This window comes from Serratia sp. FGI94, from assembly GCF_000330865.1.
Classification (GTDB): Bacteria; Pseudomonadota; Gammaproteobacteria; order Enterobacterales; family Enterobacteriaceae; genus Serratia_B; species Serratia_B rubidaea.
In genome coordinates this window covers 370,350-393,512 of the sequence record NC_020064.1, presented here as the reverse complement: position 1 = coordinate 393,512, position 23,163 = coordinate 370,350, and the positions used below count along the sequence as shown (strand labels likewise).

Here is a 23,163-nt window from a genome sequence, read left to right as displayed (position 1 = left end):
TGCTTTTTGCCGTGGCAAAGCGGGCGCTGTAAAACGCGTCCGGCAACTCTTTTTTACAATGTATTGCCCTTCCTCAAGAGCGCCGTCATCCCGTCGGCACGTATGGATAGATTATGTTAAACAGTATTTTACTGATTCTCTTTCTGATCGCAGTGAGCGCCTTCTTCTCTGTATCGGAAATATCTCTGGCTGCCTCACGCAAGATTAAACTGAAGCTGATGGCAGATGAAGGCAACGTCAACGCCGCCAAGGTGCTGAAACTGCAGGAAACCCCCGGCCTGTTCTTTACCGTGGTGCAAATCGGTCTTAACGCCGTCGCCATTTTGGGCGGTATCGTCGGCGATGCGGCGTTCTCCCCCAGCTTCCAGGTGCTGTTCGATCGCTTCCTGTCGCCGGAACTGTCGCAGCAGCTCAGCTTTATCTGCTCGTTCGTGCTGGTCACCAGCCTGTTTATCCTGTTCGCGGATCTCACCCCGAAGCGCATCGGTATGATTGCACCAGAGGCGGTCGCCGTCCGGATCATCAACCCGATGCGTTTCTCGATCATGATCTTCCGCCCGCTGGTCTGGCTGTTTAACGGTATGGCGAACCTGATTTTCCGCCTGTTCAAACTGCCGATGGTGCGTAAAGACGACATCACCTCTGACGATATCTACGCCGTGGTGGAAGCCGGCGCGCTGGCCGGCGTGCTGCGCAAGCAGGAACATGAGCTGATTGAGAACGTGTTCGAGCTGGAGTCGCGCACCGTGCCCTCCTCAATGACCTCGCGTGAAAGCGTGGTCTATTTTGATCTGCGCGAGAGCGAAGAAAGCATCAAGGAGAAAGTCTCCACCCATCCGCACTCCAAATTCCTGGTATGCGACGGCCATATCGACCAGGTGGTGGGTTATGTCGATTCCAAAGACCTGCTGAACCGCGTGCTGGGCAACCAGAGCCTGGTGCTGAGCAGCGGCGTGCAGATCCGCTCTGCGCTGATCGTACCGGACACCCTGACGCTGTCTGAGGCGCTGGAAAGCTTTAAGGCGGCCGGTGAAGACTTTGCGGTGATCCTGAACGAGTATGCGCTGGTGGTGGGGATTATCACGCTCAACGACGTGATGACCACCCTGATGGGCGATCTGGTGGGACAGGGCCAGGAAGAGCAGATCGTCGCCCGCGACGAAAATTCATGGCTGATTGAGGGCGGCACGCCGATCGACGACGTGATGCGCGTACTGGATATCGATGAGTTCCCGCAGGCCGGCAACTATGAAACCATCGGCGGCTTTATGATGTATATGCTGCGCAAGATCCCGAAACGCACCGACTTCGTCAAATACGCCGGCTACAAGTTCGAAGTGGTCGATATCGACAGCTACAAAATCGACCAGCTGCTGGTCACCAAGCTGAGCGATAAGCCGGCGGCGGTGCTGCCAAAGGCGGCGGATGATAACCTGCCGGCCTGACGCGCCATGAGAAGATAAAACATCAGCGGCCCCGTTTGGGGCCGCGCTTGTTTCTGTACGCCGTTAGTGCGGCAGCGCTCAGGCTGCAGCTTTAACAACGTTTTAACCCATTTCGGATTGCAAAAGCAGCACTTGCCGATTAACTTCAGACATCACGCTGAGATGACGCTTGTCGCGGACTTTCGGCACCAGGATCCGGCCTTTGTCGAATTCAAATGCGCCAACGTCCTTAATATATAAACGTCCGCGGAACAGGGTCTTCACATATTTGGCAATTTTCAAAGGGTTATAACGCTGGAAGATTCTCATTTTGTTCTGTGCTCCTCCGTTGGACCAGGCGTTCATGCGAACCGCTAATCGGGCGGTTTCTTATCAAAGAACGCAATTGATTGCAGTGGTGTAGACCTAGTTAAGACCATTTTGTTCACTTTCGCCCGGATGTCTTCACTGGTTTTACACTTGTTGACAGATTTGTATATGATGATTTACGACATATTCAGAATATCCCTTCAAATTAAAGGCGTTAGAGACCGATAGGGAAAACTGAGATCGCGCTAACAGGACAGACCTCCGATCACCACCTAAGCTTTAGGCCGCGGAGACTGTTCGCACTATCCCCCATAACAAGGAGCACGCATGAAAAAGAGTAGCATGCTAATTATGTCCCTGCTGTTCGCCCCCCTGTTGGCCTCGGCGCACAACTTTCAACTGTTACAGCGCGTCGCGCCGGTCAGCGTCACGGACCGCGGCGAGCTAAACTACGCGAACGGCGACTTTAGCTACGAAAAATGGAGCAGCGGCAAGCTCAGCGGAAAAGTGCGGGTAATTCAGCATATTGCCGGCCGCAGCTCCGCCAAGGACATGAACGATCCATTGATTGAAGCCATCAAGGACGCCAAGCTACCACGCGATCGTTACCAAACGACGACAATCATCAACATTGACGACGCCATCGTCGGCACCGGCATGTTTGTGCGCAGCAGTATTGAGGACAGCAAGAAAGAGTTCCCGTGGTCGCAGTTTATCGTCGACAACAAGGGCAGCGTGAAGAAGGCCTGGGATCTGCAGAGCAACGGCTCGGCGATTATCGTGCTGGACGATCAGGGGCGGGTGAAGTTCGCCAAAGACGGCAAGCTGACGGAAGAAGAAGTGCAGCAGGTGATGAACATGCTGCACCAGATGCTGCGCTAACCGATCAGAACAGCGACACGCGGAAGCCGGGGTTGAGGAAAGATTCACGCGGCGTATAAAGCAGCGGCTTGCCTTGCCAGTCGTGAATTTGCGCCCCGGCAGCGACCGCCACCGCATGCCCTGCGGCGGTATCCCAGATATTGGTCGGCCCAAAGCGCGGATACAGCTGCGCTTTGCCTTCCGCCACCAGGCAGAACTTCAGCGACGAGCCGACCGAGATGGTTTGGTGCACGCCCAGCTGCTTCAGATAGTCCTTCAGCTCATCATCGCTGTGTGAACGGCTGACCACCACCAACGGCGGCTGCCCCTCCATCACGTGGATCGACTGACGCTGGCCTTTTTCTTCTTTCCACGCCTTGCCGCGCTCCGCCAGGTACAGCACGTCCAGCGCCGGCGCATACACCACGCCCATCACCGCCTGGCCGTCCTCAATCAGCGCAATATTGACGGTAAACTCGCCGTTACGCTGCAGGAACTCTTTGGTGCCGTCGAGCGGGTCCACCAACCAGTAACGCGTCCAGTGCCGGCGCTCTTCCCACGTCGGCGGATCCTCTTCCGACAGCAGCGGGATCTCCGGCGTCAGCGCCGCCAGTCCCGCCTTGATGATGCCATGGGCCGCCAAATCGGCGGCGGTAACCGGTGAATCATCTTTTTTCACCGCGGCGTCAAGCGGCTGTTCGCCGTGATAGACCGCCATAATTGCTGCGCCCGCCTCGCGGGAAAGCTGGCAAATTTGTTCTAACATCATTCACCTCAGATCAAACAATTCCGTGGGAAATCTCCCGCAACCTTATGCTAGCAGACTAGTTTTTTTTGCCCGGAATATCCATCCCGACGTGTTAACGTTAGGAAATAATTCAAGTTTGCCGGCCCGCAATTGTGAGCTTTCCCGCTGTGCCAACCGGGATTTTCTGCCACACTTCACGTTTTCTGATGGCAAGTAAGCATAATTACATCGTTCTTTGCGGCTTCCCTCCAGGAAGACGCCAAAAAACCTCATGGCATGGAGAACACCAATAATGATGAAACGTCCGCTGGCATTATCCGCCCTCGCCCTGCTGATCGCCGCCGGCGCGCAGGCGGCAACGGTTGACCTGCGCGTGCTGGAAACCACCGACCTGCACGGCAACATGATGGACTTCGATTACTATAAAGATAAACCCACCGAAAAATTTGGCCTGGTGCGTACCGCCAGTCTGATCCAGCAGGCGCGCGGGCAGGCGGTCAACAGCGTGCTGGTCGATAACGGCGATATCATTCAGGGCAGCCCGATGGCGGACTATATGGCGGCCAAAGGCCTGCACCAGGGCGACGTTCACCCGGTCTACAAGGCGCTGAACCGGCTGGATTACGTGGTGGGCAATATCGGCAACCACGAGTTCAATTACGGCCTCGACTACCTGCAAAACGCCCTCGCCGGCGCTAAATTCCCCTACGTGAACGCCAACGTCATCGACAGCAAAACTCAGAAACCGCTGTTCACCCCGTATATTATCGTCGATACGCCGGTAAAAGACCGCGACGGCAAGGCGCACACGCTGCGCATCGGCTACATCGGCTTCGTCCCGCCGCAGATTATGGTATGGGACAAGGCCAACCTGCAGGGCAAAGTCACGGTTAACGATATTACCGCCACCGCCAAGCGCTACGTGCCGGAAATGCGCCAGCAAGGGGCCGACCTGGTGATCGCCATTCCCCACTCCGGCCTCTCCAGCGAGCCGTATAAAGCGATGGCGGAAAACTCGGTCTACTACCTCAGCCAGGTGCTGGGCATCGACGCCATTATGTTCGGCCACGCCCACGCGGTCTTCCCCAGCCAAGACTTTGCCGCCATCAAAGGCGCCGATATTGAGCAGGGCCTGCTGAACGGCGTACCGGCGGTGATGCCGGGCCAGTGGGGCGATCACCTCGGGGTGGTGGATTTGCAGCTCAGCAACGACGGCGGCCGCTGGGCGGTCACTCACGCCAAAGCGGAGGCGCGACCGATTTATGACAGCGTAGCCAAGCGCTCGCTGGCGGCGGAAGACGCCGGTCTGGTAAAAGCGCTGGCCGACGACCATAAGGGCACCCGCGAATTCGTCAGCCAGCCTATCGGCAAATCCGACGGCAACATGTACAGCTATCTGGCGCTGGTGCAGGACGACCCGACGGTGCAGATCGTCAACAACGCGCAGAAAGCCTATGTGGAGCATTACATTCAGGGCGATCCGGATCTGGCTGATCTGCCGGTGCTGTCCGCCGCCGCGCCGTTCAAGGTCGGCGGCCGTAAAAACGATCCGGCCAGCTTTGTGGAAGTGGAAAAAGGGCAGCTGACCTTCCGCAACGCGGCCGATCTGTATCTCTACCCCAATACGCTGGTGGTGGTCAAAGCCAGCGGTCAGGACGTGAAGGAGTGGCTGGAGTGCTCCGCCGGGCAGTTTAACCGCATCGACGTCAACAGCAGTAAGCCGCAGAGCCTGATTAACTGGGACGGCTTCCGTACCTATAACTTCGACGTGATCGACGGCGTCAGCTACCAGATCGACGTCAGCCAGCCGGCGCGCTACGACGGCGAATGTCAGTTAATCAATGATAAAGCGGAGCGGATTAAGCAGCTGACCTTCAACGGCAAACCGATCGATCCGCACGCCACCTTCCTGGTGGCCACCAACAACTACCGCGCCTACGGCGGTAAATTTGCCGGCACCGGCGACAAACACATCGCCTTTGCCTCGCCGGATGAGAACCGTGCCGTACTGGCGGCCTATATCGGCGCAGAGAGCAAAAAGCACGGGGCGGTGCATCCGCAGGCGGACAATAACTGGCGTCTGGCCAATATCGACGCCGCCCAGCCGCTGGATATCCGTTTCGAAACCTCGCCAAGCGACAAGGCCGCGGCGTTTATCCGGCAAAGCGCCCGCTACCCGCTGAAGCCGCTCGGCAACGACCGCATCGGCTTTGCGATTTATCAGGTCGATCTGCAAACGCCGCCCGCCGACGCGGCACGCTAAATAACAAACGGGGCGCCATCTGGCGCCCCGTTTCGTCAATCCCGTTTACAGGATTTCCAGCAGTTCAACCTCAAACACCAGCGCGCTGAACGGTGGGATAGCAGCGCCTGCGCCACGCTCGCCGTAGGCCAGGTTGTGCGGGATATACAGTTGCCATTTAGAGCCAACCGGCATCAGCGTCAGGGCTTCGATCCAGCCGGCAATCACGCCGGTAACCGGGAACTCGGCCGGCTGGCCGCGCTCAACGGAGCTGTCGAACACGTCGCCGTTAATCAGGCGGCCGGTGTAGTGTACGCGCACGCGGTCCTGACGAGACGGAATTGGGCCGTTGCCCTGCTGCAGCACGGAGAACTGCAGGCCGGATTCGGTCAGCGTCACATCATCACGCTTGGCGTTTTCTTCCAGGAATTTCTGGCCTTCTACCGCCATCGCCTGCTGACGCTCACGACGTACGGCATCCGCACGTTCGTGGATTTCACGCAGCGCGCGATGTACGACGTCAACGGGAACCGCCGGGGCATTCCCTTCCAGCGCGTCACGCAGACCTGCCAGCAGAGCGTCCGGTTGTAAACCTTCCAGACCGGATTCCTGCAGTTGCTGGCCGACCTGTAAACCAATCCCGTAGCTTGCTTGCGCTTCAACGCTGTCAAAAGAAGGGGTTGTCATGGGGTTTTCCTTAAGTCTGTAAAAAGTCGAAGGCGCAGCATAACAGCGCCGGAAAGCCGGGTAAAATCTTGTGTCGAGAATGATGACTTTTCCCGTAGAAAAAGAAACAATAACCTTCTGTTAATGCCCATTGCCGCCCCCGCCGTACAATAACGCCGCTGCCTTTCACATCAAACAGTTAGCGGACTATACTGAAAGCGGGTCATCGGACCGTCGGCACACTATTTGGTACTGTGGCAATTTACGCCGTTGAAGAGAGGTCACCATGGGCAGAATCGCGCCCAGGAGAAGGAAAACCACCCGCGCCCACCGCTCGTTGCAACGCGTCTGGCAGCGCGTCAGCCAGCGCCTGCCGTTCGGCGCACCGCGACAGACGCCCGCGGAGGCAGACTCGCAGCCGCCGACAGGCGGTCAGGGACAGGGGATCAAAGCGCTACTGTTGAAAATCTGGCATCTGCCGGACGGCTTCGGCTGGCTGGAGCCTTTGCCCTATTTCCACCGCCGCTGGGTCATCATCTTCGGCGCCATACTGCTGCTGTCGCTGCTGTGGCCCTATTCACCGGATCGCGATGAGCGCCCGGGCCATCTGGAGTCGCCAAGCGCGCAGCAAACCGATGCCCAGCCGGTTACCGACGCCTCGGATCCGGGCGGGCAGTGGCAGCGTTATCACATTCAGCCCGGCCAGACGCTGGCGCAGCTGTTCCGCGACAATAGCCTGCCGGTTAATGAAGTGTTCGCCATGGCGCAGGTGGAAGGTAATGATAAGCCACTGAGCAATCTGAAAGCCGGGCAGGAAGTGCGTATCGAACGGGACGCCAACGGCGTCATTATCGCGCTGTCGGTCACCACGCTCGACAATCGCCAGGTCACCTTCCGTCGTCAGGCCGACGGCGGCTATCGTCGCCAGCGCTAAGCCGGCAGCTGTTCCAGAAGAAAATCACGCAGTACAACGCCCTGGTTGTGCTGCGTGTCCTTGCTGCCGTACAGCAGGGTCAGGCTCTCGCCCTGCCGCAACAGCGCCGCCAGCGGCCGCCAGGCATCGCCTGCCGCCAGCTCCTGCCGGTAGCGCGCGACAAACGCCTCCCACTGGTCGGTATGATGGTGGAACCACTGGCGCAGTTCACCGCTGGGCGCCACCTCTTTCAACCACGCCACGCCTTCCAGCCGCTGCTTGCTGATACCGCGCGGCCACAGCCGATCGATCAGAAAACAGTGCGGCGCCGGGCCGCTGAAGTCATACACACGCTGTAACCGGATTTGCGTCATCGTTGCCTCCTTGTCGTCCTCTGGCACCATAACGCATTTTGCCGGCGGCAGAAAAGCAAAACGCCAGCACAAGGCTGGCGTTTTGCTCGGGTAACTCTCGCGATTAAGCGACAGCAACCACAACTACATTCAGCTGTGCGAACACGTCGCTGTGTACCTGGAAGTGCACTTCGTGCTCACCAGTGGTACGCAGAACGCCGTTCGGCAGGCGAACTTCGCTCTTGGCAACTTCAACGCCGGCAGCGGTAACTGCGTCAGCGATGTCGCGGGTGCCGATAGAGCCGAACAGTTTACCTTCGTCGCCTGCTTTAGACTCGATGGTAACCGTAGCCAGTTCGTTGATCTTGGTTGCGCGCGCTTCGGCAGCAGCCAGAACGTCAGCCAGTTTGGCTTCCAGTTCAGCACGGCGTGCTTCGAAGAACTCTACGTTTTTCTTGGTAGCAGGAACAGCTTTGCCCTGTGGTACCAGGAAGTTACGGGCGTAGCCCGCTTTAACGTTAACTTGATCACCCAGGCTGCCCAGGTTTGCTACTTTATCAAGCAGAATAACTTGCATTACCTTATCCTCTCAAAGTCGTTAATGGACAGTGGCCGATTACTGATGACGATCAGTGTACGGCAACAAAGACAGGTAGCGCGCGCGCTTGATAGCACGGGCGAGCTGGCGCTGATATTTGGCACGAGTACCGGTGATACGGCTCGGGACAATTTTACCACTTTCAGTGATGTAGTTTTTCAGCGTAGCGATGTCTTTATAGTCAATCTCTTGAACGCCTTCCGCGGTGAAACGGCAGAACTTGCGACGACGGAAATAACGTGCCATTTGGCTAGTCTCCAGAATCTATCAATTCAATCTGCTCGGCATGCAGGACCAATTTGTTCAGGCCGTTGCGCCCTTGATGGCAGCTAACAAAACCTTGAACGGTAACCTGACTGCCGACCGTTAATCTTTGAGTCAGTGCTTGTGACTGTTGTCCGCTGACAACCACGGGCATGCGGCACCATGCTTGTCTGCTGAATCCGGCTTCTGTCTGCGTCGATCTGTGCTCAAGCACAAACTGGCAGTGGGGAATGCCGGAAGGACTTACCTTTCGCACCGGTTGCTTGCACAGCGTGCCAGACAAAACCAGACGATTAGTCGTCACGGCGGCAATTACTCTTCAGAATCCCCAGCATCTGCTTCTTCAGTGGTTTCGTTAGAGAACTCTTCGCGGCGATCGCCACGACGTTCGTCTTTCGCTTTAACCATTGGAGAGGCTTCAGTTACCGCGTGCTTAACGCGCATAACCATGCTGCGGATAACGGCGTCGTTGAAGCGGAAGTTAGTTTCCAGCTCATCGATCGCTTCCTGCGGAGCTTCAACGTTCAGCAGAACGTAGTGAGCTTTGTGCAGTTTGTTGATCGGGTAAGCCAGTTGACGGCGGCCCCAGTCTTCCAGACGGTGAATCTGACCTTGCGCGTTAGTGATGGTAGCACTGTAACGCTCGATCATGCCCGGAACCTGTTCGCTTTGGTCAGGATGGACCATAAAAACGATTTCGTAATGACGCATCGAATTGCTCCTTACGGATTATTCAGCCTCCTGTCAGGGTCAACCGCAGCCCATGGAAGCAAGGAACGTGTTTGTGTGCGGCTGAAAAATGACGCGTAATCATACTGGCGCCGGGGCGGAAACTCAAGGAGAGAGTGGGATTTATTCGCCGCCGGACGGTGCTCAAGGCCAAAGCGCACGATTTGTCACGGCCGGCAACGGGCGCATACGGCGGGAATCTTTCAATAAAATCATCATCAAGCGCGGCGGCTTGTTCATATTTTTTGAAAAATCCCATCAAATAGCTGCGCTTTTTTATCTGCGAGAACGGACTAGAATTAAACGTATCCGCCGTAGACAGCGCGACGAACAGATTTAAGGTTATTCAAGACAGACAAATAACTTTTTGCCCCACGATCATCGCTGCCGGACCGACCGGGACAAAGGTTAAGCGAGGCTTTATGAAACACGCCATTCTCGCCATGCTTGCCGCATTACTGCTTTCCAGCGGCGCGATGGCCGCAGAAGAGATCGACGCCCAACAGGCGTCACAGCGCCAGAGCATCGGCTTTATCACCCTGAACCGCAACGTGGTGTCTCCCGATGACGCCGATGCGCAGGTCAGGCAAATCGCCGAACGGCGCGGCGCCGGCGCCTATCGCGTCATCGCCCTGCATGAGCCGGGCAGCAACGCGTCGATTCACGTCAGCGCCGAGCTGTACCGTTAACCGAACGATCAACGCCAGGGAACCAAGCCGCAGCCAAAAGCGGCAGTCTAAAACGGTGATCCAACCCAACGCCCCCTGCTTGCAGGGGGCTTTTTTATAGCGTCGCGCGGAAGAACCCCACGCAGGCGTCCAGCGCCGCCGGCGTAATGCGGTGCTTCACGCCCGCCTCAAGCGCCAGCGTCAACCGCGCCCCCAGGCCGCGCTCGCGCAATACCTGCGCCAGGCGCAGGCTCTCCGCCGCCGGCACCACGTCATCGGCCTCGCCGTGCCACAGCAGCAGCGGACGCTCGCCCAGCTTATCCCACTGCTGCTCCAGGGCATCATCCGCCAGCGGCGCCAGGCGGGCGGTATGCTGCGCCTCAGGCAGCGGCTGCCCCAAGCTGTCCAGCGGCGGAAACAGCGTCTGCGACAGAGAAGAAAACGAACCGGAGCCCATCAGGCTGGCCGCCGCGGCGATCCACGGATAGCGCGTCAGCGCGCCCAGCGTGGCCATGCCGCCCATCGACGCCCCGGCAACGCCGACGCGCGCGCCATCAATCAGCCCGCGCTGCGCGAAATGCGACCGCAACGCCGGCAGTTCATCGATATTACTTTTGAGGATCTCCCAGAACTGCGCCAGCCGCCGCGGCTCATCACCATGATAGCGTTCGCCATGCTGGTCGGCGTCCGGCAATATCACGCGGAACCCGGCCTTCGCCAGCGCATAGCCGAAATAGGCGTACACTTCTTTCGAGGAGCAGTAACCATGGTAGAAAAACACCGTCGGCAACGGCTGTTCATATTGCCCGGCCGGCACCGCGTGAATCACGGCGATATCCCCAACGCGCTCGTCAAATAACTCGACCATCCATTCAACCCCTTATCGCTTCGCAAGCCGCTCTATCATGACAAAAAAACGCCGTCGGCATTAGCTCATTCTGTTCCAGCTTATGCTTAAGCATTACACTTGGGAGACTGCGATGAAAATAGCGAGGTCGATGATGACTCTGACGCGTACTGCCGCCCTGCTGACGCTGCTGGCCGCGTTATCCGGCTGCGGCCTGATGACCACCACGCCAAAACCACCGCCGCCGCCGATTGCCGGGCAGGCGCAGGAGGTCACCCGCGCGCAGACCTTTGGCCTGGAAAAAATGACCACCGTCAGCGCACTGGTGCACGGCAGCCCGATGAACGTGGAAGAGGCCATCCAGAAAAAAGCCTCCGCCAGCGGCGCCCGTTACTACCTGATTATCATGAACAGCGAAACCGTGGTGCCCGGGCAGTGGTACTCCCAGGCCATTTTGTACCGCTAGGCGACAGCGTATGCCACGCGGGAGAGTCCGCCATCAGTATGTCATGCACGCCGCGTTCAATACGCCGCCGCTGATGGAGACACCGCCGAGGAAAATCCCCGCCGCCAGGTGGTTGGCTTCGATTTTATCGCTGATGCGCGGCATATAAACCTTCACCGCGGCGAACAACAGCAGCTGCACCACCAGCGCAACGGCGCCCCAGATGACGTAATCCAGCAGGCTGACCGAGTTGACCGCCGCGCTGGCCAGGGGAATCACGTACCCCAGGCAGGCGCCGACAAAGCCGAACGCGGCGGACTGATTGTTCTCTTTAATCAACGCCCATTCGTCATGCGCCGTGATGCGGGTGTAGATAAACAAAAACACCAGCACCATGGCAAAACCACTGAAAAAGTAGGCGGCAAACGCCGCCAGTGCGTTAACGATATCCATATTATCCTTCCTGAACGCGAGTCGTGATCCCGTTACGGGTCGATACCGTGTGACAAAATGTTTCACGCCGGCGCTACTTTATGCCTAGCCGCCCATCGCTCTGTCAAGCAGCGATGCGCACAGCGACTCCGGCAACACGCGATCGCCGCGCACGTCCAGCGCCATCTGGCACCAGGCTTCCGCCACCGGCGGCGCGGCGCTGCGCAACAGCTGCGCCGCCGCAAACAGGTTGAACAGCTGCGCCGTCATGCTCCGCCCCTGCGCCTCCTGCCCCTTGCGCAGCTGCTGCATCAGCTGTCGCCACTGGCGGTCGAAATGACGGTTCTGCCCCTTCACCTCGCCAAACTCCTGCAGCACCGCCTCCTGCACCGCGCTGCTTTTCGTCCAGGCGCGCAGCACGTCCAGGCTCATGATATTGCCCGAGCCTTCCCAGATGCTGTTGACCGGCATCTCGCGATACAGCCGCGGCAGTTCGCTCTCTTCGCAGTAGCCGATGCCGCCCAGCGCCTCCATCGCCTCGGCGACAAAGGGGATGCCCTGACGACAGACTCCAAACTTCGCCGCCGACGTCATGATGCGGCTCAGCCCCTGCGACAGCGGGCTGCCGGCGTCGCCATAGGCGCGCGCCAGCCGCATCAGCGCCGCGACCTGCGCCTCCAGACGCAGCGCCATGCGCGCCAGCTGCTGGCGCATCAACGGCAGCTGGATCAGCGTTTTGCCGAAGGCCTGGCGCTGATGGGCATGGTACAGCGCCACCGACAGTGCGCGACGCATCAGGCCGTGGCTGCCGAGCGCGCAGTCAAAGCGGGTCAGCGCGCCCATCTTGAGGATTTGCCGCACGCCGTCGCCCTCGTCGCCCAGCAGCCAGGCGCTGGCGTCAAGAAACTCCACTTCGCTGCTGGCGTTGGAGCGGTTGCCGAGCTTGTCCTTCAGCCGTTCCAGCCGCACCGCGTTGCGCGTGCCGTCGGGCAGAATGCGCGGCAGGAAAAAGCAGGACAGCCCGCCGCCGGTCTGCGCCAGCACCAGGTGCGCGTCGCTCTGCGGCACCGAGAAGAACCATTTATGCCCCACCAGGCGGTAAAGTTCGCCGCTGCCGCGCCCGGCCAGCGGCGTCGCCGTGGTGGTGTTGCTCAGCACGTCGGAACCGCCCTGCTTTTCCGTCATGCCCATGCCGATCAGCAGGCCGCGTTTCTGCGCTCCCGGCAGCAAATGAGCATCGTAACGGTCGGACAACAGCGGCGGCAGCCAGTCGCTGAACGCCGCCGGCAGGGTGCGCTGCAGCAGCGGGGTCGCACCGTACGTCATGGTGATGGGGCACAGCGTGCCGGCCTCCACCTGCGCGTGCAGCATAAAACGTGCCGCGCGGGCGACCACAGAGCCGACGCGCGCCTCCTCCTCCCACGGCAGGTTGTGCACCCGGTTGGCCACCAACCCCTGCATCAGAATGTGCCAGGCGGGATGAAAGCGAACGTCGTCAAGCCGCTGGCCGCAGGCGTCGTAGCGCAGCAGCTCCGGCGGGTTGGCGTTGGCCAGCCGCCCCAGCTCCAAGGATTCCTGAGTGCCCAACTGCTGCCCCAGCGAAGCCAGCACCTCGCTGTCCCAGCCGGCCTGCTCGCGCTGCACCGCCTCGCGCAGCGGCGTATCGGAAAGAAAAAGGTTGCTGTTGCCCAGCGGTTTGGGCTGATTAAAAACGTCGTGCGTATGCCAGACCATAGACCTGCTCCCTGTTCAAGACCTCAGCAAACAGTATGGTAGACGTGACGATTTCTGCCGCGGGGCGGCGCACAGGATGGGAAAATGGCGGGAAAACAGCAGGCCCGACGATGCCGGGCCCGCGGGGATCAGCTGCGCTGGCGCACCGCTTCGAACAGACAGACGCCGGTGGCGACCGACACGTTCAGCGAGGACACGCTGCCCGCCATCGGAATGCTGATCAGCTCATCGCAGTGTTCACGCGTCAGGCGGCGCATGCCTTCACCCTCTGCGCCCATCACCAGCGCCATCGGCCCGGTCAGCTTGCTCTGATACAGCGTATGATCGGCTTCGCCGGCGGTGCCGACAATCCACACGTTCATCTCCTGCAGCAGACGCATGGTGCGCGCCAGATTGGTGACGCGGATCAACGGCACGCTTTCCGCCGCGCCACAGGCCACTTTTTTCGCCGTCGCATTCAGCTGGGCGGAACGATCGCGCGGTACGATCACCGCATGTACGCCGGCGGCATCGGCGCTGCGCAGACAGGCGCCAAGGTTGTGCGGGTCGGTCACGCCGTCCAGAATCAGCAGGAACGGCGTATCGACGCTTTCCAGCAGCCCCGGCAGGTCATTTTCCTGATACTGACGCCCTTCGCGCACGCGGGCGACGATCCCCTGATGCACCGCGCCCTCCACCTTGTCATCCAGCCACTGGCGGTTCGCCACCTGAATCACAATGCCGGTGGCTTCCAGCTCGGCGATCAGCGGCTGCAAACGGCGGTCGTCGCGGCCTTTCAGGATAAACACTTCCAGGAAGCGTTGCGGGTCACGTTCCAACAGGGCTTTAACGGCGTGGATACCGTAAATAATTTCGCTCATGATACTCTTTTAACCGTGCGGCCGACGTCGGTCGGCCAATGATAATTACCGTGCGGCAGGTCAGCCCTGCTCCGCACCTTTTTTCTTGCCGGCGCGTTTGGCCTTGGTGGCCGCGGCAATCTTCTTGGTTTTGGCCGACGCTTTCTTCGCCTTGGCCTTCTTGTCTTTCTTCACTTTGCCCGCCGGCTTGGCATCGTCCTTACGGAAGGCGCTGTCCGGCTCAAAGTTGGCCGGCGCTTTGCCACCGCGACGTCTGCGGCCGTTGCCATTGCCGTCGCGCAGCGTACGCTGCCCGCCTTTCTTCGCCCGCTCGCGCTCGGTTTTACCTTCGCCGCGCGGCTTACGGCTGCTGGAGATCAGCGCGAAGTCAATCTTGCGCTCATCCATATGCACCGCCTCAACGCGGATTTCCACCGTATCTCCCAGACGATAGACCACACCGGAAGATTCGCCGATCAGTCGCTGACCGATATTATCGTAGCGGTAGTAATCGTTATCCAGCGTCGATACGTGCACCAGTCCGTCGATAAACAGGTCGTTCAGGCGGACGAAGAAGCCGAAACCGGTCACGCTGGCAATAATGCCGGTGAACTGCTCGCCGACGTGATCCTGCATAAAGTCGCACTTCAGCCAGTCGGCCACGTCGCGCGTGGCTTCATCGGCGCGGCGCTCGGTCATTGAGCAGTGCAGGCCCAGCTGCAGCATCTCGTCGAGATCGCTGTGCCAGCCGCCGGTCGGCGTCCAGCGGTGCTGAGGTTCGCCGTGCTCTTTCGCCAGCTGGTATTTAATCGCCCGGTGCAGCGCCAGATCGGGATAACGGCGGATTGGCGAGGTGAAGTGGCCGTACGACGACAGCGCCAAACCGAAGTGGCCGCGGTTTTCCGGATCGTAAATCGCCTGCTTCATCGATCGCAGCAGCATGGTCTGCAGCATTTCATGGTCCGGACGATCGGCTACTTCATCCATCAGCGTGGCGTAATCTTTCGGCTGCGGTTTGTTGCCGCCGCCCAGCGTCAGTCCCAGCTCACCCAGCACGCTGCGCAGCGCGGAGATGTGATCGTCGCTCGGACGGTCATGCACGCGGAACAGCGCCGGCTCGTTACGCTTCTCAACAAAGCGCGCCGCGGCGATGTTCGCCAGGATCATGCACTCTTCGATCAGCTTGTGGGCGTCGTTGCGCACCGTCGGCTCTACGCGTTCAATGCGGCGTTCGGCATTGAAAATAAACTTGGCCTCTTCGGTCTCAAACGCGATGCCGCCGCGCTCGGCACGCGCCTGATCCAGCACCTTGTACATGTTGTGCAGTTCCTGCAGGTGTTTGACCAGCGGATGGTACTGCTCACGCAGCTCCTGGTCGCCCTGCAGAATGTGCCACACCTTGGTATAGGTCAGACGGGCGTGGGAGCTCATCACCGCCTCATAGAACTTGGCGGTGGAGAGACGCCCCTGCGCAGAGATGGTCATTTCACACACCATGCACAGACGGTCAACCTGCGGGTTCAGCGAGCACAGTCCGTTGGACAGCACTTCCGGCAGCATCGGCACCACCTGCGACGGGAAGTAGACCGAGTTGCCGCGGCTACGCGCTTCGTCATCCAGCGCGGTGCCCGGTCGCACATAGTAGCTGACGTCGGCAATGGCTACCCACAGCCGCCAGCCGCCGCCGCGCTTTTTCTCACAGTAAACGGCGTCGTCAAAATCGCGGGCGTCTTCGCCGTCGATGGTGACCAGCGGCAGCTTACGCAGGTCCACGCGCCCCTGTTTAGCCTCTTCCGGCACCTGTTCGCTGAGATCGGCAACCTGTTTCTCCACCTGCGGCGGCCAGGTATGCGGGATTTCGTGGGTGCGCAGCGCGATATCCACCGCCATGCTGGTGCCCATTTTATCGCCGAGGATCTCGACAATTTTCCCTACTGCCTTGGTGCGGCGCGTCGGGCGCTGGGTCAGCTCTACCACCACCATATAGCCCATGCGCGCGCCGGCTACCGCCTCATTCGGGATCAGGATGTCAAAGCTCAGGCGGCTGTCGTCAGGCACCACAAAACCAGTGCCGGCATCCAGAAAGAAGCGGCCGACAATCTGGCTGGTTTTCGGCACCAGCACCCGCACGATGCGAGCTTCGCGCCGCCCTTTGCGATCCGCGCCCAGCGGCTGCGCCAGCACCACGTCACCGTGGATCGCCATTTTCATCTGCTCGGCGGACAGATACAGGTCGTCTTTACGCCCTTCAACGCGTAAAAAGCCGTAGCCGTCGCGGTGGCCGATAACCGTGCCGCGCAGCAGGTCCAGCCGCTCGGGCAGCGCATAGCATTGGCGACGGGTAAACACCAGCTGACCATCGCGCTCCATGGCGCGCAGGCGGCGACGCAGCGCCTCCAGATGTTCATCGCTGGTCAGGTTCAGTTCTTTCGCCAGCTCTTCGCGGCTGGCCGGCGTCTCACGCTTGGCCAAATGGGCAAGGATGAATTCGCGGCTCGGGATTGGGGATGCGTATTTTTCTGCTTCTCGTTCCAAGAATGGATCTTGTGACATTGCGGTTCCTCCGTTGTCATCAGCAGGATGTCGCTGAGCCTTGTCTTCTCAACGACGTTTTATTCGACAAGCAATAGCTTGTAGAGCGGCGGATTATCTTCAACCATATCGGCCAAAGTGTAGTTATCCAACTCTTCAAGGAAATTCTGTACCCCTTTATGCAGTACCTGCTTCAGTCGGCAGGCTGGGGTGATGTGGCAAAAATCGCTGCTGCAGTTAACCAGGGCGAGCGGTTCCAGCACCCGCACCACGTCGCCAAGACGAATGGTTTCAGCCGGTTTGCCCAACCGGATGCCGCCATTTTTACCGCGTACGGCCGTGACCAGGCCAATACGGCTCAACTGGTTGATTATTTTCACCATATGGTTGCGGGATACGCCATACACCTCGGTCACTTCCGAAATGCTGGTCATTTTATCCTTCGGGAGCGATGCCAGATAAATCAGCGCCCGCAGGCCATAATCAGTAAAACTTGTTAACTGCACGTTTACCTCTGGGCGCGATAGAGCCCGTTTGCGTTTGATGTGCCGCTTTTCGGCATTTTTCAAAAGATTGCTATTGGATAATAAACCAGCCGGCGAGTTTGCCGCTAATTATTTAGCGCATGAAACACTTTATGACGGAACGGTGACGGTGTTTTTGACGGGAAACCGCAAGAGGGTGGGAATAACCGCGATCCTCAACGTCATGCGCGCTGCGCTGACGCCGTTCAGCGATGCGGGCACAGCCAACAGAGCGCAAGCCGGAAAAAAACAAACCGGGACTCAGCCCGGCTTGTTTGATGCAGAAAAACCGATTATGCGTCGAACGGGTCGCGCAGAACCATGGTTTCGCTACGGTCCGGGCCGGTAGAGATAATGTCTACCGGTACGCCGGTCAGCTCTTCAAGACGCTTGATGTAGTTCAGCGCCGCCTGCGGCAGTTTGCTGTACTCTTTCACGCCAAAGGTGGTTTCGCTCCAGCCCGGCATGCTTTCGTAGATTGGTTCGATACCTTCCCAACCTTCAGCAGCCAGCGGCGTGGTGGTCATTTCGCGGCCGTCCGGCATGCGATAGCCCACGCAGATTTTCACTTCTTTCAGGCCGTCCAGCACGTCCAGTTTGGTCAGGCAGAAGCCGGACAGGGAGTTGATCTGCACCGCACGACGCACTGCAACCGCATCCAGCCAGCCGGTACGACGGCGACGGCCGGTGGTGGCGCCGAATTCGTTGCCCTGCTTGCACAGGTACTCGCCGGTTTCGTCAAACAGTTCGGTCGGGAACGGGCCTGCGCCAACGCGGGTCGAGTAGGCTTTCACAATGCCCAGCACGTAGTCGACATAACGCGGGCCAATGCCGGAACCGGTGGCAACGCCGCCGGCGGTGGTGTTGGACGAGGTCACGTACGGATAGGTACCGTGGTCGATATCCAGCAGCGTACCCTGCGCGCCTTCGAACATGATCAGGTCGCCACGCTTGCGCGCGCCGTCCAGCAGTTCGGAAACGTCAACCACCATCGCGGTCAGGATGTCGGCGATGGACATCACGTAGTCCAGCGTAGACTGGAAGTCGACCGGCTCGGCTTTATAGTAGTTAACCAACTGGAAGTTGTGGTATTCGACGATCTCTTTCAGCTTAACCGCGAAAGATTCTTTATCGAACAGATCGCCAACGCGCAGACCACGGCGGGCGACTTTATCTTCGTAAGCCGGACCAATGCCGCGACCGGTGGTGCCGATGGCTTTCGCGCCGCGCGCTTTTTCACGGGCCACGTCCAGCGCAACGTGATAAGGCAGGATCAGCGGACAGGCTTCGGACAACAACAGACGCTCGCGTACCGGGACGCCGCGCGCTTCAAGTTCGCCCATCTCTTTCATCAGCGCGTCAGGAGCCAGTACAACACCGTTGCCGATGATGCTGGTGACGTTTTCACGCAGGATGCCAGAGGGAATCAAATGAAGAACGGTTTTTTCACCGTTGATAACCAGAGTGTGGCCAGCGTTATGGCCACCTTGGTAGCGCACAACATATTTAGCCCGTTCAGTCAGCAGGTCTACGACCTTGCCCTTACCTTCGTCACCCCATTGGGTGCCCAGTACGACGACGTTCTTACCCATTTTTCAAAATCACCGATTGCTTAAAAATGGATTCTAGCACCGTAATTTCTGAGTTTCAGCACTTTTCGCATACGATTGCGTAATTTTTCGGCTAAACTTCAGCCACCAAGGCGCGTGCTCAACATATAGTAGATCACGATGCCGGCAACCACTATTCCACCGCCGAAACGACGCAGCGTGGCGTCCGGCAACTGCGAAATCGTCAAGATCATTTTACGCCAGGCGCGCGGGAACAGCATCGGCCCCAGCCCCTCAAGCACCAGAACCAAACCTAACGCCAGCCAAATTGTTGCATTCATGCCTTACCCCAAAAAAGAAGGGGCCCGTGCTAACACGGACCCCCGGTCACTGTCTTAACGCCTTATTTACGCGATGAATCCGGCGATTTCATATAGCGGAAGAAATCGCTGTCCGGGCTGAGCACCATCACGTCCTGGTTCTCTTTGAAGCTGGCTTCATACGCACGCAGGCTACGGATAAAGGCATAGAAGTTAGGATCCTGGCTGAACGCGTTGGCGAACAGCTTGGCCGCTTCGGCATCCCCTTCACCGCGGGTGATACGCGCCTGACGCTCGGCTTCCGCCAAGGTACGCGTCACCTCGTAGTCCGCGCTGGCGCGCAGCTTCTCGGCTTCTTCCTGGCCCTGCGAACGCAGACGGCGTGCTACCGCTTCACGTTCCGCACGCATACGCTGATAAATCGCGTCGGAGACTTCCACCGGCAGGTTGATCTGCTTGATACGCACGTCGACCACTTCAATACCCAACGCCGCCATGCTGTTCGGGTTCACCTGCGGCTGTTTGCCGGTGGTTTCCCGCTCAACGCGCGCCGCCGCCGAGGCGATGGCGTCATCGGCTTCGGTCTTCGGCATCTCTTCGCCGTTGTTCAGCGTACCGGTGTTCAGCGCGTCGCGCACGTCGGACATCAGCTTGCCGCGCGAGTCGGTCACGATGTCTTTCACATCCAGACGGCCGATTTCAGAACGCAGACGGTCGCTGAACTTACGCTTCAGCAGCACCTCGGCCTGAGAGACGTCGCCGCCGCCGGTCGCCAGATAGTAGCGGCTGAAGTCGCTGATGCGCCACTTCAGGTAGGAGTCGACGATCAGGTCTTTCTTCTCGCTGGTCACGAAGCGATCGGCCTGGTTCTCCATGGTCTGAATGCGCGCATCCAGGTTTTTCACCGATTCAATAAACGGGATCTTGAAGTGCAGGCCCGGCGCATAAATCAGCGGTTTGTTTTCGTCATCACGCAGTACTTTGCCGAAGCGCAGAACGATGCCGCGCTGGCCTTCCTGCACCACAAACAGTGAAGCATAAAGCGCTACCAGCACCACGAGGAGGATAACTACAAAAGACTTACGCATTGATTACTGTCTCCCTACGCGAGTGGTATCGTCACGCTGCGCATTCGCCCGGCGTTGGTCCATAACCGAACCGCTGTTCTGCGGTTTACTGCCGGCGTTGCTGCCGGAAGTCGACGGCGCAGGGTTAAGACGAATCAGGCTGGTGTCTTTGTTGCCGCTGTCGCTGGCTGCGCCGGCCTGGCCACGCAACATCTGCTCCAGTGGCAGCACCATCAGGTTGTTGCCTTTGTCATTCACCAGCACCTTGCGGGTATGGCTCAAGACTTTTTCCATGGTTTCGATATACAGACGCTCGCGGGTGATTTCCGGCGCGGACTTGTATTCCGGCAACAGTTTGGCAAAGCGCGCCACCTCACCCTGGGCTTCCAGGACGGTACGGTCTTTATACGCCTTGGCATCTTCCAGCAGACGCTGCGCCTGGCCGTTCGCACGCGGCTGAACTTCGTTGGCGTAGGCTTCCGCTTCACGGATGTACTGCTGCTCGTTTTCACGTGCGGCGATAGCATCATCGAACGATGCCTTCACCTCTTCCGGCGGACGCGCCGCCTGAAAGTTGACGTCCAGCAGCGTGATGCCCATCTTGTACGGACGCACGGTCTCTTCCAGCATGCGCTGGGTATCGTTACGCACCACGGTACGCCCTTCGGTCAGGATGCGGTCCATGGAGTACTTGCCGATAACCCCGCGCAGGGCGCTATCGGTAGCCTGGCTCAGGCTGTCGTCAGCGTTCACCACGCTGAACAGGTACGCTTCCGGGTCGGTCACGCGATACTGTACGTTCATCTCGACCCGCACCACGTTCTCATCGGAGGTTAGCATCACGCCGGACGCCGCCAGTTCGCGTACCGACTCCACGTTCACCGGCTTCACTTCGTCGATAAAGGTCGGCTTCCAGTTCAGGCCCGGCTGCACCAGATGGCTGAACTTACCGAAGCGCGTGACCACGCCGCGTTCCGCTTCCTTGATGGTATAGAAACCGCTGGCCGCCCAGATCACCACCACGGCAACCGCCGCGATGCCGATGATACGGCCGCTGAAGCCCGCACCGCCGCCGCTATTATTGCCGTTAGAGCCTTTGCCTCCGCCCAGGCCGCTCAATTTCTTGCTCAGCTTGCGGAAGATATCGTCTAAATCAGGTGGCCCTTGATCACGACCGCCTTTGTTACCGCCAGAGTTGCCGCCATTATTATTGCTGCTCCCCCACGGGTCGCGGTCCTGTCCGTTATTACCGGGCTGATTCCACGCCATGTTTTAGCTCCATTATTCTGTGATTGGGTACTTCAGGTTCACGCGCGGGCCACAGCAACAATTTGCCGCCCCTATAACGCCCGCAGACCGAGTGCACAAATGTAACAGGATATGATCATACTATAAAGTTAATCAGATCGTGTTCCTGTTTACACAGGCGACGCCACTCCACTATCGGCATACGCACCACCATGCCAATGCTGCCGTCTTCTTCGTTCCACTCTTTTTCGATTGCCTGAAGCTGGTAAAAACGGCTACGAAGACGGCCAGCCTGTGGCGGTAAGCGCAGCTCGTGATGCGCGATTTCCCCCGATAAGCGCTCCGTCAACGCCTGATACAACAACGGAATACCTTCCCCGCTGACGGCAGACAGCCACACGCGGATCGGTAAATTTTCATCGTTGCGGTCGATACGCGGAACAAAGTCATCCAGCATATCTATTTTGTTCATTACCAACAGTGTAGGTATCTCGTCCGACTCTATCTCTGTCAGCACGCTGTTGACGGCTTCAATATTTTCGTCAACGCGGCTGTCTGCGGCGTCGATCACATGCAGCAGCAACGATGCCTGCCGCGTTTCCTGCAGCGTCGCCTTAAAGGCGGCGACCAGGTCGTGCGGAAGATGCCGGATAAACCCTACGGTATCCGCCAACACCGTATCGCCAACGTCCGCGACGTCGATGCGCCGCAACGTGGGATCCAGCGTGGCAAACAGCTGATCCGCCGCGTAAACCTCGGCGGATGTCATACGGTTGAACAGGGTGGATTTGCCGGCGTTGGTATAGCCGACCAGTGAGACGGTCGGCACGTCGGCGCGGGTACGCGCCCGTCGGCCTTGTTCACGCTGCTTCTCTACCCGCTCCAGGCGGCGCAGAATCAAGCTGATACGATCGCGCAACAAACGACGGTCGGTCTCTAATTGGGTTTCCCCCGGCCCGCGCAGGCCGATCCCCCCTTTCTGACGCTCCAGGTGCGTCCAGCCGCGCACCAGGCGCGTGGCGATATGGCGCAGCTGCGCCAGCTCTACCTGCAGCTTGCCTTCATGGGTACGGGCGCGCTGGGCAAAGATGTCTAGAATTAACCCGGTGCGGTCGATAACTCGGCATTCACACAGCCGTTCCAGGTTTCTTTCCTGCGCCGGGGAAAGGGCATGATCAAACAGGACAACAGACGCGCCGCTGGCTTTCACCGCATCTGCAATTTCTTCGGCCTTTCCTTCACCGACAAAGTACTTTGGGTGCGGGGCTTTGCGGCTGCCAGTTACCACTTGCAAAGCCTGAACACCGGCTGAAGAGACCAGCGACTCAAATTCGCTGAGATCTTCCGTATCTTTGTCCTGCGAGAAATAGATATGAACCAGTACGGCCTGCTCACCGGCTTCATAACGGTCAAACAAGCGTGCAACCTCTCAAACGGATATCAACCGCGAGCGTGGGGGACATAAACAGCGCACGGCTGCCTATGTTCCCCGTCATGGTTGTCTTGCAATGCGCCTTATTCAGCGTCATCGCTTTCCTGCTGCGGCTGTTGCTGCGCAGACGGATTATTACCATGGTGATAGTTATTGCTGCCGCCGCTCGGATTGTTGCTGTGGTGCGAAACCGGGCGCGATGGGACAACGGTAGAAATAGCGTGCTTATACACCATCTGGCTTACTGTGTTTTTCAACAGAATGACAAACTGGTCAAAAGACTCAATCTGGCCTTGCAGCTTAATACCATTCACCAAATAAATAGAAACCGGAACACGTTCACGACGCAATGCGTTCAGGAACGGATCTTGCAAAGATTGCCCCTTAGCCATTCTAT

28 protein-coding genes are annotated in these 23,163 nt (G+C 58.7%); 8 read left to right on the top strand and 20 right to left on the bottom strand.

What is annotated here, in order from left to right:
* Positions 1-113: 113 nt before the first annotated feature.
* Positions 114-1,445, top strand: coding sequence for a hemolysin family protein (locus D781_RS01725; RefSeq protein ID WP_015670583.1), 1,332 nt, complete (start codon positions 114-116; stop codon positions 1,443-1,445).
* Positions 1,446-1,547: 102 nt separating this feature from the next.
* Here D781_RS01725 and D781_RS01720 read toward each other — a convergent pair whose 3' ends face one another.
* Positions 1,548-1,754: a DUF1107 domain-containing protein gene (locus tag D781_RS01720; protein ID WP_015670582.1), complete on the bottom strand. Its 207-nt coding sequence runs from the start codon at positions 1,752-1,754 to the stop codon at positions 1,548-1,550.
* A gap of 327 nt (positions 1,755-2,081) precedes the next feature.
* Here D781_RS01720 and D781_RS01715 point away from each other — a divergent pair, with 327 nt between their 5' ends.
* Complete coding sequence (locus D781_RS01715; protein WP_015670581.1) at positions 2,082-2,636, top strand: YtfJ family protein; 555 nt, start codon at positions 2,082-2,084, stop codon at positions 2,634-2,636.
* 4 nt (positions 2,637-2,640) lie between these two features.
* On the opposite strand, the gene cysQ is transcribed toward D781_RS01715, so the two are convergent.
* Positions 2,641-3,381: a 3'(2'),5'-bisphosphate nucleotidase CysQ gene (gene cysQ, locus D781_RS01710; protein WP_015670580.1), complete on the bottom strand. Its 741-nt coding sequence runs from the start codon at positions 3,379-3,381 to the stop codon at positions 2,641-2,643.
* Positions 3,382-3,655: 274 nt separating this feature from the next.
* Between cysQ and D781_RS01705 the strand changes: the two genes are divergently transcribed.
* Positions 3,656-5,626, top strand: a complete 1,971-nt coding sequence (locus D781_RS01705; RefSeq protein ID WP_015670579.1) for a bifunctional 2',3'-cyclic-nucleotide 2'-phosphodiesterase/3'-nucleotidase — start codon at positions 3,656-3,658, stop codon at positions 5,624-5,626.
* 45 nt (positions 5,627-5,671) lie between these two features.
* On the opposite strand, the gene fklB is transcribed toward D781_RS01705, so the two are convergent.
* Positions 5,672-6,292, bottom strand: a complete 621-nt coding sequence (gene fklB / locus D781_RS01700; RefSeq protein WP_015670578.1) for an FKBP-type peptidyl-prolyl cis-trans isomerase — start codon at positions 6,290-6,292, stop codon at positions 5,672-5,674.
* A gap of 265 nt (positions 6,293-6,557) precedes the next feature.
* Here fklB and D781_RS01695 point away from each other — a divergent pair, with 265 nt between their 5' ends.
* On the top strand, positions 6,558-7,205 hold the full coding sequence (locus D781_RS01695; RefSeq protein WP_015670577.1) for a LysM-like peptidoglycan-binding domain-containing protein: 648 nt from the start codon (positions 6,558-6,560) through the stop codon (positions 7,203-7,205).
* Here D781_RS01695 and D781_RS01690 read toward each other — a convergent pair.
* The 5 genes from D781_RS01690 to rpsF form a co-directional block, all read right to left on the bottom strand.
* Positions 7,202-7,558 carry a DUF488 family protein gene (locus D781_RS01690; RefSeq protein WP_015670576.1) on the bottom strand — a complete coding sequence of 119 codons (357 nt, stop codon included), beginning with the start codon at positions 7,556-7,558 and terminating at the stop codon, positions 7,202-7,204. The genes D781_RS01695 and D781_RS01690 overlap by 4 nt on opposite strands.
* A gap of 103 nt (positions 7,559-7,661) precedes the next feature.
* Positions 7,662-8,114 carry a 50S ribosomal protein L9 gene (gene rplI, locus D781_RS01685; protein ID WP_015670575.1) on the bottom strand — a complete coding sequence of 151 codons (453 nt, stop codon included), beginning with the start codon at positions 8,112-8,114 and terminating at the stop codon, positions 7,662-7,664.
* 39 nt (positions 8,115-8,153) lie between these two features.
* Entirely contained in the window at positions 8,154-8,381 is a 228-nt protein-coding gene (rpsR, locus tag D781_RS01680) for a 30S ribosomal protein S18 (RefSeq protein WP_000135199.1), read from the bottom strand.
* Between the two features lie 4 nt (positions 8,382-8,385).
* Complete coding sequence (gene priB, locus D781_RS22400) at positions 8,386-8,703, bottom strand: primosomal replication protein N (RefSeq protein ID WP_015344308.1); 318 nt, start codon at positions 8,701-8,703, stop codon at positions 8,386-8,388.
* An 8-nt stretch (positions 8,704-8,711) separates the two neighbouring features.
* A complete protein-coding gene (rpsF, locus tag D781_RS01675; RefSeq protein WP_015344307.1) occupies positions 8,712-9,110 on the bottom strand; it encodes a 30S ribosomal protein S6 in 399 nt (132 codons plus the stop codon).
* Between the two features lie 88 nt (positions 9,111-9,198).
* Here rpsF and D781_RS23820 point away from each other — a divergent pair, with 88 nt between their 5' ends.
* Positions 9,199-9,468, top strand: a complete 270-nt coding sequence (locus tag D781_RS23820) for a hypothetical protein (protein WP_041411701.1) — start codon at positions 9,199-9,201, stop codon at positions 9,466-9,468.
* 82 nt (positions 9,469-9,550) lie between these two features.
* Positions 9,551-9,817 carry a DUF1471 domain-containing protein gene (locus D781_RS01665; RefSeq protein ID WP_015344306.1) on the top strand — a complete coding sequence of 89 codons (267 nt, stop codon included), beginning with the start codon at positions 9,551-9,553 and terminating at the stop codon, positions 9,815-9,817.
* 94 nt (positions 9,818-9,911) lie between these two features.
* Here D781_RS01665 and yjfP read toward each other — a convergent pair whose 3' ends face one another.
* Positions 9,912-10,664, bottom strand: coding sequence for an esterase (yjfP, locus tag D781_RS01660; RefSeq protein ID WP_015344305.1), 753 nt, complete (start codon positions 10,662-10,664; stop codon positions 9,912-9,914).
* A gap of 133 nt (positions 10,665-10,797) precedes the next feature.
* On the opposite strand from yjfP, the gene bsmA reads away from it, so the two are divergent.
* The gene (bsmA, locus tag D781_RS01655; protein WP_015344304.1) at positions 10,798-11,109 is read left to right on the top strand and encodes a biofilm peroxide resistance protein BsmA; all 312 of its coding nucleotides are present in this window, start codon (positions 10,798-10,800) and stop codon (positions 11,107-11,109) included.
* A 33-nt stretch (positions 11,110-11,142) separates the two neighbouring features.
* Here bsmA and D781_RS01650 read toward each other — a convergent pair whose 3' ends face one another.
* The 5 genes from D781_RS01650 to nsrR all read right to left on the bottom strand — a co-directional run bounded on the left by D781_RS01650 (position 11,143) and on the right by nsrR (position 17,131).
* Complete coding sequence (locus D781_RS01650; RefSeq protein WP_015344303.1) at positions 11,143-11,541, bottom strand: DUF350 domain-containing protein; 399 nt, start codon at positions 11,539-11,541, stop codon at positions 11,143-11,145.
* 84 nt (positions 11,542-11,625) lie between these two features.
* Positions 11,626-13,254 carry an isovaleryl-CoA dehydrogenase gene (locus D781_RS01645; protein ID WP_015344302.1) on the bottom strand — a complete coding sequence of 543 codons (1,629 nt, stop codon included), beginning with the start codon at positions 13,252-13,254 and terminating at the stop codon, positions 11,626-11,628.
* A 128-nt stretch (positions 13,255-13,382) separates the two neighbouring features.
* On the bottom strand, positions 13,383-14,114 hold the full coding sequence (gene rlmB / locus D781_RS01640) for a 23S rRNA (guanosine(2251)-2'-O)-methyltransferase RlmB (RefSeq protein WP_015344301.1): 732 nt from the start codon (positions 14,112-14,114) through the stop codon (positions 13,383-13,385).
* 60 nt (positions 14,115-14,174) lie between these two features.
* Positions 14,175-16,646: a ribonuclease R gene (rnr, locus tag D781_RS01635; protein WP_015344300.1), complete on the bottom strand. Its 2,472-nt coding sequence runs from the start codon at positions 16,644-16,646 to the stop codon at positions 14,175-14,177.
* A gap of 59 nt (positions 16,647-16,705) precedes the next feature.
* On the bottom strand, positions 16,706-17,131 hold the full coding sequence (gene nsrR / locus D781_RS01630; protein ID WP_015344299.1) for a nitric oxide-sensing transcriptional repressor NsrR: 426 nt from the start codon (positions 17,129-17,131) through the stop codon (positions 16,706-16,708).
* 73 nt (positions 17,132-17,204) lie between these two features.
* On the opposite strand from nsrR, the gene D781_RS23525 reads away from it, so the two are divergent.
* Complete coding sequence (locus tag D781_RS23525; protein WP_124014424.1) at positions 17,205-17,498, top strand: hypothetical protein; 294 nt, start codon at positions 17,205-17,207, stop codon at positions 17,496-17,498.
* Here D781_RS23525 and D781_RS01625 read toward each other — a convergent pair.
* The 6 genes from D781_RS01625 to hfq all read right to left on the bottom strand — a co-directional run bounded on the left by D781_RS01625 (position 17,443) and on the right by hfq (position 23,158).
* Entirely contained in the window at positions 17,443-18,741 is a 1,299-nt protein-coding gene (locus D781_RS01625) for an adenylosuccinate synthase (RefSeq protein ID WP_015344298.1), read from the bottom strand. The genes D781_RS23525 and D781_RS01625 overlap by 56 nt on opposite strands.
* A gap of 98 nt (positions 18,742-18,839) precedes the next feature.
* Positions 18,840-19,040 carry a DUF2065 domain-containing protein gene (locus tag D781_RS01620; protein WP_015344297.1) on the bottom strand — a complete coding sequence of 67 codons (201 nt, stop codon included), beginning with the start codon at positions 19,038-19,040 and terminating at the stop codon, positions 18,840-18,842.
* Positions 19,041-19,102: 62 nt separating this feature from the next.
* Positions 19,103-20,107, bottom strand: coding sequence for a protease modulator HflC (hflC, locus tag D781_RS01615; RefSeq protein ID WP_015344296.1), 1,005 nt, complete (start codon positions 20,105-20,107; stop codon positions 19,103-19,105).
* Between the two features lie 3 nt (positions 20,108-20,110).
* Positions 20,111-21,355 (bottom strand): FtsH protease activity modulator HflK, encoded by a 1,245-nt coding sequence (gene hflK / locus D781_RS01610; RefSeq protein ID WP_015344295.1) that lies wholly within the window; start codon positions 21,353-21,355, stop codon positions 20,111-20,113.
* Positions 21,356-21,470: 115 nt separating this feature from the next.
* A complete protein-coding gene (hflX, locus tag D781_RS01605) occupies positions 21,471-22,751 on the bottom strand; it encodes a ribosome rescue GTPase HflX (RefSeq protein ID WP_015344294.1) in 1,281 nt (426 codons plus the stop codon).
* 98 nt (positions 22,752-22,849) lie between these two features.
* Entirely contained in the window at positions 22,850-23,158 is a 309-nt protein-coding gene (gene hfq, locus D781_RS01600) for an RNA chaperone Hfq (protein WP_015344293.1), read from the bottom strand.
* Positions 23,159-23,163 lie beyond the last annotated feature (5 nt).

Coding starts and splice junctions, on each gene's coding strand:
- D781_RS01725 (WP_015670583.1), top strand. CDS start 114: ATGTTAAACAGTATTTTACTGATTCTCTTTCTGATCGCAGTGAGCGCC.
- D781_RS01720 (WP_015670582.1), bottom strand. CDS start 1,754: ATGAGAATCTTCCAGCGTTATAACCCTTTGAAAATTGCCAAATATGTG.
- D781_RS01715 (WP_015670581.1), top strand. CDS start 2,082: ATGAAAAAGAGTAGCATGCTAATTATGTCCCTGCTGTTCGCCCCCCTG.
- cysQ (WP_015670580.1), bottom strand. CDS start 3,381: ATGTTAGAACAAATTTGCCAGCTTTCCCGCGAGGCGGGCGCAGCAATT.
- D781_RS01705 (WP_015670579.1), top strand. CDS start 3,656: ATGATGAAACGTCCGCTGGCATTATCCGCCCTCGCCCTGCTGATCGCC.
- fklB (WP_015670578.1), bottom strand. CDS start 6,292: ATGACAACCCCTTCTTTTGACAGCGTTGAAGCGCAAGCAAGCTACGGG.
- D781_RS01695 (WP_015670577.1), top strand. CDS start 6,558: ATGGGCAGAATCGCGCCCAGGAGAAGGAAAACCACCCGCGCCCACCGC.
- D781_RS01690 (WP_015670576.1), bottom strand. CDS start 7,558: ATGACGCAAATCCGGTTACAGCGTGTGTATGACTTCAGCGGCCCGGCG.
- rplI (WP_015670575.1), bottom strand. CDS start 8,114: ATGCAAGTTATTCTGCTTGATAAAGTAGCAAACCTGGGCAGCCTGGGT.
- rpsR (WP_000135199.1), bottom strand. CDS start 8,381: ATGGCACGTTATTTCCGTCGTCGCAAGTTCTGCCGTTTCACCGCGGAA.
- rpsF (WP_015344307.1), bottom strand. CDS start 9,110: ATGCGTCATTACGAAATCGTTTTTATGGTCCATCCTGACCAAAGCGAA.
- D781_RS23820 (WP_041411701.1), top strand. CDS start 9,199: ATGACGCGTAATCATACTGGCGCCGGGGCGGAAACTCAAGGAGAGAGT.
- D781_RS01665 (WP_015344306.1), top strand. CDS start 9,551: ATGAAACACGCCATTCTCGCCATGCTTGCCGCATTACTGCTTTCCAGC.
- yjfP (WP_015344305.1), bottom strand. CDS start 10,664: ATGGTCGAGTTATTTGACGAGCGCGTTGGGGATATCGCCGTGATTCAC.
- bsmA (WP_015344304.1), top strand. CDS start 10,798: ATGACTCTGACGCGTACTGCCGCCCTGCTGACGCTGCTGGCCGCGTTA.
- D781_RS01650 (WP_015344303.1), bottom strand. CDS start 11,541: ATGGATATCGTTAACGCACTGGCGGCGTTTGCCGCCTACTTTTTCAGT.
- D781_RS01645 (WP_015344302.1), bottom strand. CDS start 13,254: ATGGTCTGGCATACGCACGACGTTTTTAATCAGCCCAAACCGCTGGGC.
- rlmB (WP_015344301.1), bottom strand. CDS start 14,114: ATGAGCGAAATTATTTACGGTATCCACGCCGTTAAAGCCCTGTTGGAA.
- rnr (WP_015344300.1), bottom strand. CDS start 16,646: ATGTCACAAGATCCATTCTTGGAACGAGAAGCAGAAAAATACGCATCC.
- D781_RS01625 (WP_015344298.1), bottom strand. CDS start 18,741: ATGGGTAAGAACGTCGTCGTACTGGGCACCCAATGGGGTGACGAAGGT.
- D781_RS01620 (WP_015344297.1), bottom strand. CDS start 19,040: ATGAATGCAACAATTTGGCTGGCGTTAGGTTTGGTTCTGGTGCTTGAG.
- hflC (WP_015344296.1), bottom strand. CDS start 20,107: ATGCGTAAGTCTTTTGTAGTTATCCTCCTCGTGGTGCTGGTAGCGCTT.
- hflK (WP_015344295.1), bottom strand. CDS start 21,355: ATGGCGTGGAATCAGCCCGGTAATAACGGACAGGACCGCGACCCGTGG.
- hfq (WP_015344293.1), bottom strand. CDS start 23,158: ATGGCTAAGGGGCAATCTTTGCAAGATCCGTTCCTGAACGCATTGCGT.